Below are 17315 nucleotides of genomic sequence, written 5' to 3' on the forward strand. Positions count from 1 at the left end.
CGCCTTCACAAGATACCTGCGCATACTTTCAAAGATCCGGGGAAGTGGCCTCAGCGCCGTTCCCGTGTGCTGCGAAGTTTCCTTCGTAGCGAGCCGCCCATTATAGCCGGCTTTTCCGCTTCGTCAACACCTTTTTTCAAGGCCGTCTCACCGGAGTGGACGTTGTTGCCGATGCTGCTTCGTCGTTGGGCCCGAGGGCCTTTCGTCGTTGCGAGCCGCCTATTATGCCGGACTTTTCGAGTCCGTCAACACCTTCGTTCGATCAACGCGTTCGTCGGTGGTGGCGTCGCTGTTCGCGTGTCGTTTCCGGGGAAGCGATGCGCTGCAGCAAGGGGGCGAATTCTAGAGATCCTGCAGATTTCGTCAAGGCTTTTTTGCACGGTGATGACAGAAGCATCGCGACATCACGCATGACGTACGCTCGAAGATCACGGCGGCGTTGCCCGCGCGTTGCGCGGGCAACGCCGCAACCCCTATCAATGCAAGGATGCACAATGCAGGGATGCACAGTGGAGACAGCGCAATGAGCATGCAGGTGCGGCGCGCGTGGTGGCGCGATCTTTCGATGCCGGCCATCGTCGCTGGCTTCATTACGGTGCTGGTCGGCTTCGCCAGCTCAGCCGTGATCGTGTTCCAGGCGGCACAGGCCGTCGGTGCCAACCAGGCGCAGATCGCCTCCTGGATGTGGGCGCTGGGGCTGGGCATGGGCGTGACCTGCATTGGCCTGTCACTGCGCTATCGCGTGCCGGTGGTGACGGCGTGGTCGACCCCGGGCGCGGCGATGCTGGTGGTGGGTGCCGGTGGCGCGTCGCTCGCCGAGGCCACGGGCGCATTCCTGCTGGCCGCCGTACTCGGCTTGCTGGCGGGCTTCTCGGGCATCTTCGCCCGACTGATGCAACGGGTGCCGATGGCGCTGGCCGCCGGCATGCTGGCCGGTGTCCTGCTGCGCTTCGGGCTGGATGTGTTCGTGGCCATGAACACCCAGCTGGTGCTGGCACTGGCGATGTTCGCCACCTGGCTGGCCGGGCGCACGCTGTTCCCGCGCTATGCGGTGATCGCCACGTTGCTGGTCGGCATCGCCGTCGCCGCGAGCCGTGGCCTGCTGCACGCCCAGCAGGTGCATCTGCAGCTGGCGATCCCGCAGTGGGTGACGCCCTCCCTGTCGTGGACCGCCGTGGCCGGCATCGCCCTGCCCCTGTTCGTGGTCACCATGGCCTCGCAGAACATTCCCGGCGTGGCGGTGATGCGGGCATCCGGCTACGACGCCCCGGTGTCGCCGCTGATCGGCTGGATCGGTGTGGTCAATACACTATTGGCGCCGTTCGGTGCGTACGCGCTGAACCTGGCGGCAATCACCGCCGCGATCTGCATGGGCCGTGATGCACATGAGGACCCGGCACGGCGCTATACCGCCGCCATGGCGGCAGGTGCCTTCTACATCGTCATCGGACTGTTCGGCGCCACCGTGGCCGCACTGTTCGCGGCCTTCCCCAGAGAGCTGGTGGCCTGCGTGGCCGGTATTGCCCTGTTCGGCACCATCGCCAACAGCCTGGCCAGCGCCCTGGCGGTGGAGCGCGACCGCGAGGCGGCACTCGTCACCTTCCTGGTCACCGCCTCGGGGGTCTCCCTGGCCGGGATCGGCTCGGCGTTCTGGGGGCTGGTGGCCGGTGCGCTGTGCCTGCTGGTGCTGCGGCCCCATCAGGGCCGCTGACCTGCCCTACCCCGCCACTGCGGCGCCGACGGTGCTCAACACCACCGAGATGACGATGGCGAAGAGTGTGGCGACCACGCTGGTGCCGCCGCGTGCGGTCAGTTCGCTGCGCAGCCGTGCGTCATCGCCGCCGCTGACGGCACGGGCCTGGGCGATCAGGCGCTGGCAGTGTGCCAGGTACCAGGTGTTGCCAAAGGTGCCGGTGGTGACGCTGAGCGCGATGGTGATGACCAGCGACACGCCTTCGGGCACATCCAGGAAGGTTTCCACCACGCTGATCAGCAGTAGCAGGCCGACCCACATTGCCGCCAGGCGGTACATCCTGCGGTACATCATCCAGATCGGGCCGAGCAGGAAGGCCGGCCAGTGCCAGGTGCCACTGGCCGTGGCAATGCCCTGATCCAGCCGCCAGCGCTGGCGATAGATCGGGAAGTTGCCGCCGACCACGCTGGCGTACAAGGCCATCTCGCCCTCCAGCCCCGCGGCGGCAGCGGTATCCGGTGCAGCGGCGGGCACTCGATACGGATCGGACGGATCGCCGACACTTGGCGCAACGACCTCAACCGGTGGGGCTGTGTCGATATCCGGAGCCGGCGCCATCTCGATGGGCGTTGAATCCTGTTCCAGCTCCGCCAATGGGCGCCACGAGAGCATGCCTTCGCGCCACAGCAGCGTGCGTGCCGTCACCGTGCCGTCCTGCTGCAGGCGACGCAGGGCGGCCAGGTCCACCGGTCCTTCGCTCTGCCTGCTGTTGGCGTACCACCACTGTGCTTCCTGCATGAAAACGTCCTTGCTGCGTTGATTCGTTACCGGGTGACCGGTGTCCACGGTGCCGCTGACAATGTCTGAGACAGCACATGGCTGCCACCCGGCGGCAGGGTCACCACGTCGGGCCCGGCGTTGGCCGCTTCCAGGCAGACGTAGTCGCGCCAGCCCTCACCCACATCTGCCATCTTCGCTGCAGCCTCGGCACCGGGATTCCACGCCACCAGCGAGCGGCTTCCTTCCGTACGGATGTCGATGCGGCGTTTCAGCACCGGATCGCGCAGGACATAGTGACCCTTGGCCTGCGTGTAGATGCGATCGCTACGCCCGGGATCACGGGGATCGCGCAACGTCCAGGCGCCCTGCTGCCGACGCGGCGTCGCATAGTTCTCGAACTTGTCCAGATAGTCCAGCCCGTCCACGCCGTCCACCTCCACCGCGCTGGCATCACCCACGCGGAAATAGTTGTGCAGCGCCTGGGTGATGCTGGCATGGGAACTGCCGACGTTCTCGGTGATCAGTCGCTGGGTCAACTGGCGGCCTACGCGCACAGTCATCCGCAGCCGCAGGTCCAGGCTCTGCAGCACCGGGGGTGCCAGCGTGAGCTCGATGCTGCCGTCGTCCAGGCGACGGGCCTGTTGCAGTTCCCACGGCACGGTACGCACGAAACCGTGGGCGGGCACGTCGTTGCCCTGGCCCTGGCGGCCGAAGTACGGCCAGCAGACGGGGCTGCCTCCGCGGATCGGCGTGGGCAGTTCGGCGCGCCGGGGGGACAGCCACATCAGATCCGGCTGGCCCTTGGGCACGAAGGAAAGCAGCTGGCCGCCAAACACACTGACGGCCGCGCTGGCGTCGGCGGTTTCCACCAGCCAGGCATCGAGCCCTTGGTACTGCCCGCTGCGTACACCCTGGATCTGCTGCACGTGGGATCGACTCCGTATGGCCGGCGATTGCACGGCACTGTAGTTGCTGGGAAGCATGAAACGCGTGGGCACCGGCGCAGTGCGCGGCGTGTTCTGCAGAGTGCGAAGGATACGCTGTCCCGCGCGCCCATCTGCGTTGGCCCAGCCCAGGCGCTGCTGCTCGGCCTGGATCGCGCGGCGCGTGGCGGTACCGATCATGCCGTCGGCAGCACCGATGTCGTGGCCGCGGGCCAGCAGCAGGGTCTGCAGCTGGCGGCGCTCATCGCGGCCCAGGCCTGGATCGTCGGTCGGCCAGGCGGTAGCCAACCCGTTGCCGCCCCGCAACTCGTCGGCCAGCGTCGCGATCGCCAGCGCATAGCTTTCGGCAGCGTTGTAGCTGTAGATCGCGTCGTAGTTGCGGAACACCAGCAGCGCCGGGCCCTTGTTGCCGGCCGGCAGCAGCAGGGCGGCGCGCGCATCCGCCGGCAGGTTGGCCGGAGCCAACGCGCTGCCATCCAGCGCGGTCACGCCCTGCGCGCGCCAATCGGCCAGGGCGCGCCGCTGGGTGCGGCCGGCCTGGCTGGCGTTGAAGCCGGCGGGCACACGCACCTCCATGCCCCATGGTTCACCACTGCGCCAACCGGCACGCTTGAGGTAGTTGGCGGTGGAGGCCAGTGCATCGGGAATGCTGCCGACCAGATCGCGGCGGCCATCGCCATCACCATCCACGGCGATGCGTGCATAGGTGCTGGGCATGAACTGGGTGTGCCCGAAGGCACCGGCCCAGGAGCCGGTGAGCCCCTGTGCCTGCAGGTCGCCGCGGTCGATCAGCTTGAGCAGCGCCAGCAGCTCACCGCGGAAGAAAGGTTGGCGGCGACCGGCGCACGACAGCGTGGCCAATGACTGCAGCAGCGGGCGCTTGCCGAACACGCGGCCGTAGTCGCTCTCCACGCCCCAGACCGCGACGATGGTGGCCGGATCGACGCCATACTGGGCCGACACGCGATCGAGCAGGTCGCGGTGCTGCTGCAGCAGGGCGCGACCATCAGCCACACGCTGGCGATCAACCAGCGCGGCCAGATAGTCCCAGATCGGCGTGGTGAATTCGGGCTGTGCATCGAGCAGGCCGAGCACGCTGGGGTCCGGGGTGAGCCCGGCGGTGATCTCGTTGAAGCGGTCGGCGCCGATGCCCTGGGTCGCGGCGGTGGCCTGCAGGCCCGCCAAGCAGCGGCTGAACGCCGGATCGGTGCTGGTGGCGGAAGCCGCAGGCAGCGCCGGGGTCGACGCAAGGGCGGCCGCCAGGCCGAGCGTGGTCAGAACAGGCATGGCGTCCTCCGTGTTGCCGTTGCACGGCCATCTTAGGGGCAGCGGTGCCGCCGAACCTGAAGGGGCACCGGCTGGCCACCACCTCAGGCGCGGCGCAGCAAGCGCAGGCCATAGGCGGGGCTTTCGGCATCCCATCGCTGCGCCACCTGCAGGCCCGACTGCCGCAACAGCGCGTCGAAGCTGTCATCGGTGTACTTGTGGCTGTACTCGACGCGGATGGGTTCACCGGCGGCGAAGTGGAAAATGTGGCCATCCAGGTGGACGTCCTGTGCCCGCTGGCTGACCAGATCGGTCTCGATGCGCAACCGCGCAGTGCTGTAGCGTGCACGATGACGGAAGCCATCGAGATCGAAGTCGCTGCCGATCTCGCGGTTTAGGCGGGCCAGCAGGTTGAGGGTGAATGCGGCGGTGACGCCCTGCGCATCGTTGTAGGCCGCTTCGATCAACGCCGGGTCCTTGTGCAGGTCGATGCCGACCAGGGCCAGGCCATCATGCCCCATGGTCTGGCGCATCGCGCGCAGCAGCGCGACCGCGTCTTCTCCTTCAAAGTTGCCCAGCGTGGAACCAGGGAAGAACAGCAGCCGTCGCGCGGGTCCGCGTTCGGGCATGGGTACGGCGACGGGACGGGTAAAGTCGGCACAGACCGGCAGCATCTCCACCTCGGGCAGCGCCGGGGCCAGATGGTCGATGCTGGACAGCAGCGCGGCACGCGAGATTTCTATCGGCGTGTAGGCCACCGGCTCGTGCAGGGCGGTCAGCAGCAACGCGGTCTTGCGGCCACTGCCGCTGCCCAGTTCCACCACGTGCAGGTGCGGCCCGACGCTTCGGGCGATGTCCGGCAGTACCCGTGAAAGCAGGGCCAGCTCGGTGCGCGTGGGGTAGTACTCGGGAGTATGCGTGATCTGCTCGAACAGGCGCGAGCCGCGTGCATCGTAGAAGTACTTGGACGGCAGCTGGCGGGGCGTGCGCAACAACCCGGCCATCACGTCGGTAAGGATCTGCTGGCGGCCGGGAGTGAGATCGGTCAGCGCCTGCAGCGCGTCCTGCACCGTACTCATGCGAGATCCCTGGCCAGGCGCAGCCCGGAGAACTGCCAACGCGCCGGGGGCATGAAGAAGTTGCGGTAGCTGGCTCGCACGTGGCCACGCGGCGTGGCGCAGCTGCCACCGCGCAGCACCCATTGCCCGCACATGAACTTGCCGTTGTATTCACCGAGGTTGCCGGCGAAAGGGCGAAAGCCCGGATAGGCGCCATACGCGCTGTGGGTCCATTCCCATACATCGCCGAACAGCTGCCGCAGCCCACTGCCCTGCCCCGCCCGAGGGTGCAGCTGATCGTCGTCGGCAAAATGGCCACGCAGGGGCTGCGACGCAGCCGCGGCTTCCCACTCGAACTCGCTGGGCAGGCGCGCACCAGCCCAGCGGGCGCAGGCATCGGCCTCGTAATAGCTGAGGTGGCAGACCGGCGCATGCGGGTCCAGCTCTCGCCAACCGCCGAGGGTGTACTCGCGCTGCAGGGCATCGTCCCAGTACAGCGGGTGCTGCCAGCCCTCGGCTTCGCGCAACGCCCAGCCTTCGCTGAGCCACCAGCGCGGCTCGCGGTAGCCGCCAGCCTCGATGAAGGCGAGGTACTCGCCATTGCTGACGGGACGCTCTGCCAGTGCGTGTGCGGGGAGCAGCACGCGATGCGCCGGCGATTCGTTGTCGTAGGCGAAGGCGGCGTGCTGCGGCCAGGCTGCGGCGCCAATGGTGACGATGCGTTCGGGTGATTCGATCCAGCCCTGCGCACTGGCAGCGCTGGTGGCAGGCTGCAGGTCCTCACGGTAGGCCGGCTGCAATGGATTGCACCAGAACGCATGCTTGATGTCGGTCAACAGCAGTTCCTGGTGCTGCTGTTCGTGCTGCAGGCCCAACTGCAGGTGGTGCAGCGCCTGCACGTCGAGGTCACCCGCCGCCAGCCGTGACTGCACCTGCATGTCGACCTGCTGGCGGTAGTCGCGCACCTGCTGCAGCGATGGCCGCGACAACAGACCGCGTTGCGGCCGCGCGTGCGCCGGACCGATGCTTTTGTAGTAGCTGTTGAAAAGATAGTCCCAGGCTGGATCATGCGCCGGCGCGCTGGCGAATCCTGCCAGCACGAAGCGTTCGAAGAACCAGGTGGTATGGGCCAGGTGCCACTTGCTGGGACTGGCGTCGGCCATGCTCTGCAGCATGGCGTCCTCTGCACTGAGCGGTGCGGCCAACTGCAGGCTGCGGGCACGCACACGTGCGAAGTGGTGGGCGAGGTCGTGCTGCGGGGCAGCGACGGCGGTGGGTACGCTGTCCATGCCTACAGCATCGGCGCGGTGCGGTGAGTGCGACGTCATGGCGGCACACTGCCCCATTCACATGGTTGCGGGCATACCTTTTCAGGAAGCGCGTGTTCAAGAAGCGGGTGAGGACGCCGCTAACGGCAGTGTTGCGGCCGCATCGTCACCGCACTGGACTTCCTGCGTGCCCCTGCATCCACTCCGCCAGCCTGCGCATTACCTGTTCGTGCTGCCCGCCATGCTGGTCGTCCTGGTGCTGTGGATGGCACTGGGCACCGAGGATGTGGCCAGCCCGGCCCAACGCATCCTGCCCTGGCTGCTGGCCTGCCTCGGCGCGGGCCTGGCCCTGCTCTACCACCAGATACGCACGTTGTGCCTGCTGCTGGTCGTGGCGGTGGTGTTCGCCCTGCTGCACCGGGACGTCGGGGGCTACCTGCGCAGCGGCCATGTCGACGCCTGGACTCCGTTGCGCTTCCACGCAATCTCGGCCTGGGTACCGCTGCTGTTTGCCGGGCTGGCACTGTGGCCGGAACGCGGACGCCGACGCCAGGACCTGCTGCTGCGCAGCGTGGTCTGCGGCGCGGCCCTGGTGATCTTCCTGCTGCTTGCGGCACAACAGCCGCAGGGCATGCACGATCTGCTGTCGAGCCGTCACTGGGCCTGGATTCCCGCCGACTGGAATGCGCTGGCGCAGCTGCCGGCGCTGCTGTTCCTGCTGGCGGCCGCAGCGTTGGGCTGGCAGGCGTGGCGGCATCCGCGGCCACTGCACACGGCGATGCTGCTGGCCCTGCTGTGCCTGTGGTGGATGCTGCCGCGGATCTTCCTGCAGCCGGTACTGCTGGCGGCGCTGAGCAGCGCTGCCCTGCTGCTGATGCTGGGCGCGATGCTGCAGGAATCCTTCCACATGGCCTTCCGCGATGAGCTGACCGGCCTGCCGGGGCGACGAGCGTTCAATGAGACCCTGCAGCGGGCGCGCGGCACCTACAGCATCGCGATGGTGGACGTGGACCACTTCAAGTCGTTCAACGACACCCACGGCCACGACACCGGCGACGACGTGCTGCGCCTGGTGGGGTCGCGGTTGGCGCGTGTCGGCGACGGTGGCCGAGCGTTCCGCTATGGCGGCGAGGAATTCGCGGTGGTGTTCCTGGACCGCCCGGCGACGGCCTGCATCGAGGCCGTCGAAGCACTGCGGCAGAGCATCGAGGACACCCGCATGCAGCTGCGCGACCGCAGCACCCGCAGCCGTGACGACGAAGCCGGCCGTCAGCAGCGCGGACGCGGCGGCACCGGCCAGGTGGTGCAGGTGACGGTCAGTATCGGGCTGGCCGACAGCCGCGTGGATCCGCGACCGACGGCAGTGGTCAAGGCCGCCGACCAGGCGCTGTACATGGCCAAGGACGGAGGTCGCAACCAGGTCCGCGCGCACGGCGGCCAGCGCCTGCTGGCTGCATCCAGTGCGTAGCGCTCAGACCGCGTCGAGGTAATACCAGCGGCCGTCGATGCGCCGGAATCGGCTGTGCTCGGTCATTCTCACCGCGCTGCCGCCGCCGATGCGGTAGCGCGCGGTGAAGCGCACTTCAGCACTGTCTGCGCCGGTGACCGTGTGGTCGTGCACGGTCAGGCCCAGCCAATGGGTGCGCTGGCCTGGCGCTTCGTCCAGCGACAGCTCGGCCGGTCGCGTGTCCGGGTGCCAGGTGTGGCGCAGGTAGCCGGCCAGGCCCCTCACATAGGCGCTGTAGCGCGAACGCATCAGGCGCTCGGCATCGGGCGCGGCCTCGCCGGCATGGAAACGGCCACAGCAGGCCGGATAATCGGCAGGAAGGCCACAGGGGCACGGATCGGCGGATTTTCGGCTCATGCCGGCATTGTCGCCGGGTTGCAGGAATTGATCCATGCACGGCGGCAGTCACCCGGATCAGGACAGGCGTATGCTGTCGCGCCCCCACTTTGATTGATCGCCGTGCTGGAACTGGTTCCCCCTGAGTTGTGGTGGCTGGTGGTGATCGCCTTCATCGCCGGTCTCGTGGATGCTGCCGTGGGCGGCGGCGGCCTGGTACAGCTGCCCGGCCTGTTCACGGTGCTGCCACAGCAGACACCGGCGATGCTGTTTGGTACCAACAAGTTCAGTTCGATGTTCGGTACCGGTGCGGCTGCCTGGCGCTATGCGCGCAATGTGCGCTTCCCCTGGAAGCCGGTACTGTTCGCGGCCGGCACGGCCTTCATCTTCTCCTTCGCCGGGGCCACGGCGGTCAGCCTGTTGCCCAAGGACGCGGTGCGCCCACTGGTGCTGGTGCTGCTGATCGCGATGCTGGCCTATACGCTGTGGAAGAAGGACTTCGGCGCGTTGCACCGGCCGCAGGAGATCGGCCGCCGCGAACTGGTGATCGCGCTGGCGATCGGTGCGGCGATCGGCTTCTACGACGGCTTCTTCGGGCCAGGCACCGGCAGCTTCCTGATCTTCCTGTTCGTGCGCTTCTTCGGGCTGGATTTCCTGCGCGCGTCAGCGGCTTCGAAGGTGGTGAACCTGGCGACCAACGTGGCAGCGATCTCGTTCTTCGTGCCGACCGGCAACATCCTGTGGCTGTTCGCGCTGCCAATGGCCGCAGCCAACATCATCGGTTCGGTGGTGGGCACGCGCCTGGCGCTGAAGGGCGGCACGCCGTTCATCCGCAAGCTGTTCGTGGGGCTGGTGGTGGTGCTGATCGCGCGGATGGCGTGGGATACGTTCCGCGCTGCGTGAATGCGGTTGCCGGCCAGCGGCCGGCACTACCGAATCCCGCCCATGGGTAGTGCTGGCCGCTGGCCGGCATTCCCCTTCAATCGGCCGGGTCAGGCCTCGGCTTCTTCCGGTTCGTTGGCCTGCTGGCGGCTACGTTCGGGCAGCTTCAGGCGCTTGCCCTCTTCGTCGTACTCGATCAGCAGCACGCCTGAGTCGTGGCGGCCGCTGATTTCGACGAAGCAGGCGCCACCGATGAACGGTTCCAGCGTCATCACCGACTTCAGCGGGGTGGCGACCACCATCTGGAAGCCGAAGTTGTCGAAGATGTTCATCGCCAGCGCGGTGAACTCGTTGTCGGCCTTGTCGAAGGCCTCGTCGAGCACGACCGCGGCGTAGCTGGGCAGCTGGCTGTCGGCGCCGCCGAGCTGGTAGCGCAGCGCAGCCGCCAGGCAGGTGGTGGCCAGCTTCTGGCGCTGGCCACCGGACTTGCCGGCGCCGCTGCGGTAGATCTCGACCTGCTGGCGCGTTTCCGCATCCAGCTCGACGCCGATGAACTCCACGTGCATGCGCACGTCCAGCACCAGCTCGCGCCAGCGCTTGTCCTCGCCTTCCTGCGAGCCGAGGCGGTTGACCAGCTGGCGCAGCACGGTGAACTGCGACTCGGCCAGCTCACGCTGCTCGGTCTGCTGCTGCGACAGCACCTCGCGCAGCTGCAGGTGGAACTCAGCGACCTCCGGCAGGCGGCGGTCGCTCAGTTCGATGGTCAGCAGCGTGCCACGGTTGAACGGCACCTGCTCCAGGCTGGCGTTCACCTCGTCCAGGCGCTGGCCGATCGACTTGCGGGCCTCTGCGCTGTGGCGCTGCAGGGCCAGCAGGTTGTTCTTGCTCTGGTTCTGCAGCAGGTCGAAGAAGCGCTCTTCGTGCTGTGGCAGGCCGTCGCGTTCCAGCCGTTCGAGGCGTGCGAGGAAGTCCTCGGCCGAGGCCACCGACACGGTGAAGTCGCCCGACTCCTCCGGCCACTGCTGGATGAAGCGGCGGAAGCAGCCGATCAGCTGGTTCTCGATGCGGTTGAGGTCCTGCTGCGAGGACGACAGCTGCTCGTTCAGCGCGTTGCTGACCTGGCGCATGTGCGCTTCGAGCGTTTCCAGGCTGAGCGGACCCTGTTCCTGCAGGCGCTCGGCGAGGCCGGCTTCCTGCTCCTGGGCCAGGCTCGGCAGCACCAGTGCGCGGCTCTGCTGGCGTGCGCGGTCAAGGCGATCACGTTCCTTGACCAGCTGGCCGCGCTCGACGCGGACGTCTTCATAGGTACGGCGGGCCTGCTCGATGTCGGCACGCACGGCGTCGATCTGCTTGGCCAGCTTGGCGAGATCGGCGTTGCCTTCGCGCAGGTCGCGCAGGGTGGCTTCGATATCGCTCAGGCGCTGCTGCGGAGCGGCGATGTCGATCTCGTTCCAGCTGATGCTGACCAGCTCGTGGCACGCCAGGCGGCGTTCGTTGTCGCGGTCACGCTGCCCGCGCAGGCGCGCAATGTCGGTCTCGCAGCTGGCGATGCGCTTGGCCAGTTCCTGTGCTTCGCGCTCGAAGGCGCCCACCTTGTCGTGGTTGTTGAAGCCGAGGATCCAGCGACGGCGGTCGCCCACCGCACTGCGGTCGTCCTTCTCGAAACGGTCGCCGGGATGCTTGACTTGGCCTTCGCGGGTGATGCCGCGGTCGACGTTGCGCAGCTGCTTGGCATCCACGCATTCGTAGTCGAAGCGCCTGCCCAGCTCGCGGCGCAGCCAGCTTTCGAACACATGCTCGCGCAGTTCAAGCTTGTGCAGCAGCGACTTCGCCGATGGCTCACGGGCGAATGCATCATCGTTGCGGCGCACGCGGTAGTAGGTGAAGCGCATGCCGAGGTGGGTACGGTTCACCCATTCGGCGACGTCGTTGTAATGCTTGTCGTCGACCAGCAGCGACAGCGCGAAGCCACCCAGCACGCGCTCGATGGCACCCTGCCAGCCCTGCTCTTCCGAGCGGACCTGGATCAGTTCGCCGACGAAGGGCAGTGCCGCCTCGGCGATGCCGGTCTCTTCGGCCAGACGCGCGCGCAGCTTCTGCATCGGCGCCGGGATGTTGGAGGGCGTGCGCTGCATCGCTTCGAGTTCGGCACGGACCTCGCCGAAGCGGCGCTCGTCATCGCGCTTGCCGCCCAGGCGGTCACTGATCGCGTCGTCCAGTGCCGAGGAGGCACGCTGGCGGTCCTGCAGTTCGTTCTGTGCGCGCTCGACCAGTTCCGCGAAGCCGTGGGCGTCGTCCGGCAGTTCGGTCCCCAGCTGCTGCGCCGCCTGGCGTGCCTGCTCGCGCTTGGCCTGGCGGCGGTCGCGCTCAGCTTCAGCACGGCCCTGCTCGCGTTCCAGTTCCTCGATGCGCTCTCCGCCCTGCTGGCGGCGCTGCAGCTCCAGTTCGGCCAGGCGCTCGGTGTGATTGTCCAGTGCGGCACGGCGCTGGGCTTCTTCGCCAAGCAGGCCGCGGTCACGCACGTCCATCTCGCGCAGGCGCGCTTCGATCAGCGCCTGGCGCCGGCTTTCGCGGAAGCTGTCGACACCCAGCTTCAGCGCTTCGTCGTCGCCGCGGCGGCGGTGCATTTCCTTCAGGTCGTTGTAGTAGGCACGCGCCGGCAGCAGGGTTTCCACCTGGCGGCGGGCGGTGACCACCGCCTGGTGCGCGCCATCAAGCTCGGCGAAGTCGCTGACCAGGCGCTCGGCGGCGTCGAAGGTCTTCGGCGTGTCGAGCATGAAGTCGCGCAGGAAGACGTTGAGGTCGCCCAGGTTCTTTGCCGACTGCGTCTTGTGCAGCAGGCGCAGCGCCATCTCGTTGTCGATGCCGAGCAGGTCGCGGAAGCGCTCGGCGTAGCCGGAGAAGGTGTCGAAGTGGTGCAGGTCGGGCAGCTTCTGCTTCAGCTTGCGCAGGTCCAGGTCGAAGCCGCCGAGGTCCTTGGCGATGTCGAACGGGCGCTCGGCGATCATGTAGTGCTTGCGCACGTCACCAGCCGAGGTGCCATTGCCGGAGATCCACAGCAGGCGCACCAGGCTGACCACGCGGCCATCGCCGGCGCGGTATTCCAGCACCAGTGCGGTCCAGGTCGCGCCCTTGCGCAGGTACTGGGTGGCGATTTCGCCGGTGCCGCTGTCCTGCTGGTCGGCCCACGCGCCGCGCACGTAGGACACCAGGTTGCGGTCGCGGCCACTGCGCTCGGCTTCACGCGCAGCGGCGTTGAAGTCGACGATGGCCGGTGGCGTCAGCAGCGCGGACATGGCATCGAGCAGGGTCGACTTGCCCGAGCCTGAGCGGCCGACGAACAGGAAGCCGCGCTCGGCGATCGGTACTTCGGTCAGGCCGTTGAAGGTGCCCCAGTTGTGCACCTGCAGGCGGCGCATACGGAACTGCTGCAGGCGCGGGTCCGGCAGGCCTTCGTTGAACAGGGCGGGAGTGTGCTTGGAGATAGCCATGCGATGGTCGGGTCTCTCAGGCCTCGGCGGCCGGGGTTTCACGCAGCTGGCGGTAGACCGCCGAAAGCTGGGACACGTCTTCGGCGGAGAACAGCAGCTTCAGCGCCGGCGAGACTTCGTGGCGGTCTTCCTGGCCGCTGAGGCGGGTCAGGATGTGGTTGTCCTTCATCTTCTGCACCGCCGATGCGACGCGACGGTTGAAGCCGGCGCGGTCGGTGGACAGGTTCTTTTCGTAGATGGCCAGCGCTTCGGCCATCTCGGCGTCGGCGACCACCGCGCGGTTGCCGCGCGCATCGGCCTCGGCCAGCTGCTGGCGCAGGTACAGCAGCAGCACCGAGTCGATGAAGGTCAGCGGCGAGGTGCGCAGCAGCACCGGCGCATCGACGTCCTCGGTATCGGCCTGGCGGGTGAACGCCACGCCACTGTCGCGGTCGAGCACCAGTTCCAGGAACAGGTCGGCCAGCGACGAGCGGATGGCCGCCTCGCTGCGGATCAGCGCCGGCCACAGCTTGGCGTGGCGCAGCTGGTCGATGCTGGGGCCGATCAGCAGCTGGCACAGCGCGCGGCGCGCATCCAGCGGCAGGCGCCCGGTATCGCCGAGGTAATACACGTCGTTGCCACGGCGGGGCTGCGCCACGGCCGCCACCGGCTCGGCCTCGTAGGCGTCTTCCGCCATGTCGGCCTGCGCTGCGTCGATGGGATCTTCATGCCAGCTCATGGCGTCTCTCCTGGGTGAACCAAACCAGCGGGATGCGGGCGCGACGGATCTGGCCGTCGCCACCACGCCATTGCGCAAGCTCCTGCTCGCCGGCGACCACGTTGCCGAAGCGCGTGCCCAGCGACAGGTAGCCGATGACGCTGCCAAGGCCCTGCGGCGCCTCGCGCTGCGACAGGGCCTGGGCGATGCTGAGCCGCGGCTGTGCATCGAGCAGGTCGTGCAGGTCGCGGCGCAGGGTGCGGAAATCGATTTCGGACGAGGCCACCAGATCGCCGACGCTTTCCAGGCTGATCGCGGCGGCGTCGTTGTACTCGACGTTGCCATCGACCTGGGCGCTGCGCGGATCGTGCAGTTTCCATTGCGACCACGAGCGCAGGCGGCTGGTGGTCAGCTGCAGGTCGCGGCCGATGCCACGTTGTGCGGGGAACTCGTCACGCAGCGCCAGCGCTTCGGACTGCGCCTGCTTCAGCAGCTGGTTGAGGCGACGCTGTTCCAGATAGCCACGGCTCTGCACGAAGCCGCGCAGGCTGCGCGCGAAGTGCTGCAGCACATCGTGCACCTGGCCACCGCGCTCGAGCATGGTGCTGGTGAAGCCGCGCAGGAAGTTGCGTTCGTTGCGGTCCAGGCGGCGGGCGAAGCCGCGCGCCAGCACTGCCTCCAGTGCGGCATCGAGCTGGGCGCTCTGCTCGGCGTCGTTGAGCAGGCGCCAGAAGGCCTGGAAGCTGCGCCCGGCATCACTTTCGCCGATCACGTCCACGCCTTCGAACAGCTGCGACAGCACATCGCCGCGCTCGCCCTCGTCGTCGATGATGCGTTCGCGGAACTCGCGGTTGAGCTGCTCGAAGTCATCGCGCACGCGGCGGAAGTCCTCGGTCAGCTCGTCGGCCAGGCCGATGATCTGACGCGCACGTTCCAGCGCGCGCTTGCCGTCCAGCGCGATCACACGGCCGGCGCCGACACGGGCAATCTCTGCGTCGATCCGGTCGCGCTCGTCGCGCAGCGCCGACAGGCGTGCGTCCGGATCGGATTCGGTCTGCGCGGCCAGCTGCGAGAGCTGTTCGATGACCAGTGCCAGGCGGCTTTCGGTGGCGGCCACGCGGGCCTGCTCGAGACCGTCGGCGAAGCGGATCGCCTGCAGCGCCGCGGTCGACAGTTCGTACTGCTCCTGGTCGGCGCCCTCGGGCAGGCGGCGTTCCAGCCAGCCCTGGGCCAGCCAGTGCGCGATGTAGGCCTGCGCGGTACGCGGCAGCTCGCGCGACAGTTCATCGCCGTTGAGCTGATCCAGCGCACGCTGCAGGCGCTCGTTGAGCACCGACGAAGGCAGGGTGCGCTCGCCGTCCATCAGCAGCCCCTGCAGCAGGCCGATGATTTCCGGAGCGTGGTCGGCGGCGAGCAGCTTCCACTGGGGCTGTTCGCGCAGATGGCGGTAACGGGAGATGCGTTCGCGATGCTTCATGCAGCGAAAGGAGTCATGAGGGCTGGCGGGGAGGGGCAGCCACGCACGGCGGCCGCGCCGGCAGCCGTGGGCATGCCGGCCCGCAGGGGCCGGCGGAGTGCGGTCAAGCGGCTCAGCGCTTGCCGCCCACTTCGATGAAGCGCAGGAACTCGGCGCGGGTACGCGCGTCGTCGCGGAAGCTGCCCAGCATCTTGGAGGTGACCATGCTGACGCCGCGCTTGTGGATGCCGCGGGTGGTCATGCATTCGTGCGCGCCTTCGACGACCACGCCGACACCGATCGGCTGCAGCACATCCTGGATGCACTGGGCGATCTGCGCGGTCATCTTCTCCTGCACCTGGAAACGGCGGGCGTAGGCTTCGACGACGCGGGCCAGCTTGCTGATGCCCACCACCTTGCCGGCCGGCAGGTAGCCGACATGCACACGGCCGATGATCGGCGCCATGTGGTGCTCGCAGTGGCTTTCGTACTCGATGTCGCGCAGGACGATGAGTTCGTCATAGCCGGCCACTTCCTCGAAGGTGCGCTCCATGTAGGCGCGCGGGTCGTCGCGGTAACCGCTGAACCAGTCGCCATAGGCTTCGGCGACACGGCGGGGGGTATCCAGCAGGCCTTCACGGGACGGGTCCTCACCGGCCCAGCGCAGCAGGGTGCGCACGGCATCCTCGGCCTGGTCCTGGGTCACGTCGCCCTGCGGGGCGGCCTTTTCGTTGTTCTTGCTCATTGCGTACAGCGTCCCGAACGGGGGGCGAGCATCGTACCCGACCGGGGGGTGGGTCGTCCTGTTGGGACGGTTCATCGGGGGTCTGGCGGCGCGTCGTTGCTATCGGTTTGGAGGGGGATAGGAGACTGCGCAGGACACGCCGTGAACCCGTCCTTGGGGGCTCGGTCGGCGCATCCATGCGCCTCACGGTCCTGCCCTGCCGCCCTTCCCCATCCCTGACAGTTTCCTGCGGGCGCGGCCGGACCGCCCGAAAGCGGGGGTTCATGGCTTTGGAAGCGGCGCGCCGCTGCCCTGGTGGGTGCGGACCGCTGGTCCGCACTGCTTCTGCTCTTGCTTCTAAGAGCCAACCCACCGCGCTCGCGGGGTGATGGGAAGGCAGCGGGGGCCGGGCGGGGCTGGACCGTCCGCGGCAGGGATGCCGCGGCCGAGCCCCCAAGGGTGAGGGCGCTTTGCTTGCGAGGCATGCCTCGCAAGCGCCCGAACGCACAGCCGCCAGCGGCTGGGCCGGACCCCGGAGGGGGGTTCACGGCGTGTCCTGCACCGTCCGGCCCCCGCTGCCCCACCCGACACCAGGCAGGCGCAACGCTTTCCTCACTACACCCCGCCCATTCATAAAAACCCATTGATAGGAATGAAATTAGTAGTATCCTATCTATCTCTTATGGACCGACCCCTCGACGAGCGCACCGTGCTGCAGATGCAGCTCAGCTCCGGCCTGCTGTACGCAGGGCGGCAGTGGCAGCGCCTGGCCGACAGCCGGCTCGGCAGCTACGGCATCTCCACCGCCTGCACCATGCCCCTGCTGATGATCGGCCGCTCCGGCGGTGGCATCCGCCAGGTGGCGCTGGCCCAGCAGCTGGGCATGGAGGGTCCTTCCCTGGTACGCCTGCTGGACAAGCTGTGTGCCAGTGGCCTGGTCCGCCGCGAGAGCGACGCCAGCGACCGCCGCGCCAACCTGTTGTGGCTGACCGACGAGGGCCATGCGCTGGTCAGCGAACTGGAAGACCAGTTGATCGGCCTGCGCCAGGACGTGTTCGGCGAGCTTTCCATGGATGAACTGCACGCCGTGCTGAAGGCATGGCGCCTGCTGGCCGAGGCCGCCGACCGCATCACGTAAGAGCGCTGCCCCCGAACGCCGCCGCTGCCGTGCACGCGCCAGCGGCTTTTGCCCGTTGCCGTTGTTTCGTTGTCC

General features: G+C 67.9%; 13 protein-coding genes. 4 read left to right on the top strand and 9 right to left on the bottom strand.

The features are described 5' to 3' along the window. Positions 1-523: 523 nt before the first annotated feature. Complete coding sequence (locus AC5P66_RS03605; RefSeq protein WP_099494581.1) at positions 524-1711, top strand: benzoate/H(+) symporter BenE family transporter; 1188 nt, start codon at positions 524-526, stop codon at positions 1709-1711. 6 nt (positions 1712-1717) lie between these two features. Here the strand turns inward: AC5P66_RS03605 and AC5P66_RS03610 are convergent, their stop codons facing one another. The 4 genes from AC5P66_RS03610 to egtB all read right to left on the bottom strand — a co-directional run bounded on the left by AC5P66_RS03610 (position 1718) and on the right by egtB (position 7030). Continuing rightward, the gene (locus AC5P66_RS03610) at positions 1718-2491 is read right to left on the bottom strand and encodes a DUF2628 domain-containing protein (RefSeq protein WP_495216086.1); all 774 of its coding nucleotides are present in this window, start codon (positions 2489-2491) and stop codon (positions 1718-1720) included. Positions 2492-2517: 26 nt separating this feature from the next. Continuing rightward, a complete protein-coding gene (locus AC5P66_RS03615; protein ID WP_049438703.1) occupies positions 2518-4704 on the bottom strand; it encodes a lytic murein transglycosylase in 2187 nt (728 codons plus the stop codon). An 83-nt stretch (positions 4705-4787) separates the two neighbouring features. Further along, positions 4788-5762, bottom strand: a complete 975-nt coding sequence (egtD, locus tag AC5P66_RS03620) for an L-histidine N(alpha)-methyltransferase (RefSeq protein WP_099494583.1) — start codon at positions 5760-5762, stop codon at positions 4788-4790. Next, positions 5759-7030 carry an ergothioneine biosynthesis protein EgtB gene (gene egtB, locus AC5P66_RS03625; protein ID WP_049412498.1) on the bottom strand — a complete coding sequence of 424 codons (1272 nt, stop codon included), beginning with the start codon at positions 7028-7030 and terminating at the stop codon, positions 5759-5761. Before egtB ends, egtD begins: the two co-directional genes overlap by 4 nt. 166 nt (positions 7031-7196) lie before the next feature. On the opposite strand from egtB, the gene AC5P66_RS03630 reads away from it, so the two are divergent. Further along, the gene (locus AC5P66_RS03630) at positions 7197-8477 is read left to right on the top strand and encodes a GGDEF domain-containing protein (protein ID WP_049412500.1); all 1281 of its coding nucleotides are present in this window, start codon (positions 7197-7199) and stop codon (positions 8475-8477) included. Positions 8478-8480: 3 nt separating this feature from the next. Here AC5P66_RS03630 and AC5P66_RS03635 read toward each other — a convergent pair whose 3' ends face one another. Then, positions 8481-8873, bottom strand: coding sequence for a YchJ family metal-binding protein (locus AC5P66_RS03635; protein ID WP_099494586.1), 393 nt, complete (start codon positions 8871-8873; stop codon positions 8481-8483). Between the two features lie 102 nt (positions 8874-8975). Here AC5P66_RS03635 and AC5P66_RS03640 point away from each other — a divergent pair, with 102 nt between their 5' ends. Then, positions 8976-9755, top strand: a complete 780-nt coding sequence (locus AC5P66_RS03640; protein ID WP_049412519.1) for a sulfite exporter TauE/SafE family protein — start codon at positions 8976-8978, stop codon at positions 9753-9755. An 89-nt stretch (positions 9756-9844) separates the two neighbouring features. On the opposite strand, the gene AC5P66_RS03645 is transcribed toward AC5P66_RS03640, so the two are convergent. From AC5P66_RS03645 to folE, 4 genes are all read right to left on the bottom strand, one after another. Next, positions 9845-13225 (bottom strand): ATP-binding protein, encoded by a 3381-nt coding sequence (locus tag AC5P66_RS03645; protein WP_099486022.1) that lies wholly within the window; start codon positions 13223-13225, stop codon positions 9845-9847. Between the two features lie 16 nt (positions 13226-13241). Beyond that, the gene (locus AC5P66_RS03650; protein WP_049438706.1) at positions 13242-13943 is read right to left on the bottom strand and encodes a DUF4194 domain-containing protein; all 702 of its coding nucleotides are present in this window, start codon (positions 13941-13943) and stop codon (positions 13242-13244) included. Further along, positions 13930-15399 carry a DUF3375 domain-containing protein gene (locus tag AC5P66_RS03655; protein ID WP_049412510.1) on the bottom strand — a complete coding sequence of 490 codons (1470 nt, stop codon included), beginning with the start codon at positions 15397-15399 and terminating at the stop codon, positions 13930-13932. Before AC5P66_RS03655 ends, AC5P66_RS03650 begins: the two co-directional genes overlap by 14 nt. A 112-nt stretch (positions 15400-15511) precedes the next feature. Continuing rightward, complete coding sequence (gene folE, locus AC5P66_RS03660; RefSeq protein WP_004141296.1) at positions 15512-16123, bottom strand: GTP cyclohydrolase I FolE; 612 nt, start codon at positions 16121-16123, stop codon at positions 15512-15514. A gap of 661 nt (positions 16124-16784) precedes the next feature. On the opposite strand from folE, the gene AC5P66_RS03665 reads away from it, so the two are divergent. Further along, positions 16785-17240: a MarR family winged helix-turn-helix transcriptional regulator gene (locus AC5P66_RS03665; protein WP_005421298.1), complete on the top strand. Its 456-nt coding sequence runs from the start codon at positions 16785-16787 to the stop codon at positions 17238-17240. Positions 17241-17315: the final 75 nt, after the last annotated feature.

The sequence above is a fragment of the Stenotrophomonas sp. YJH_SMC_122 genome, from assembly GCF_059369535.1.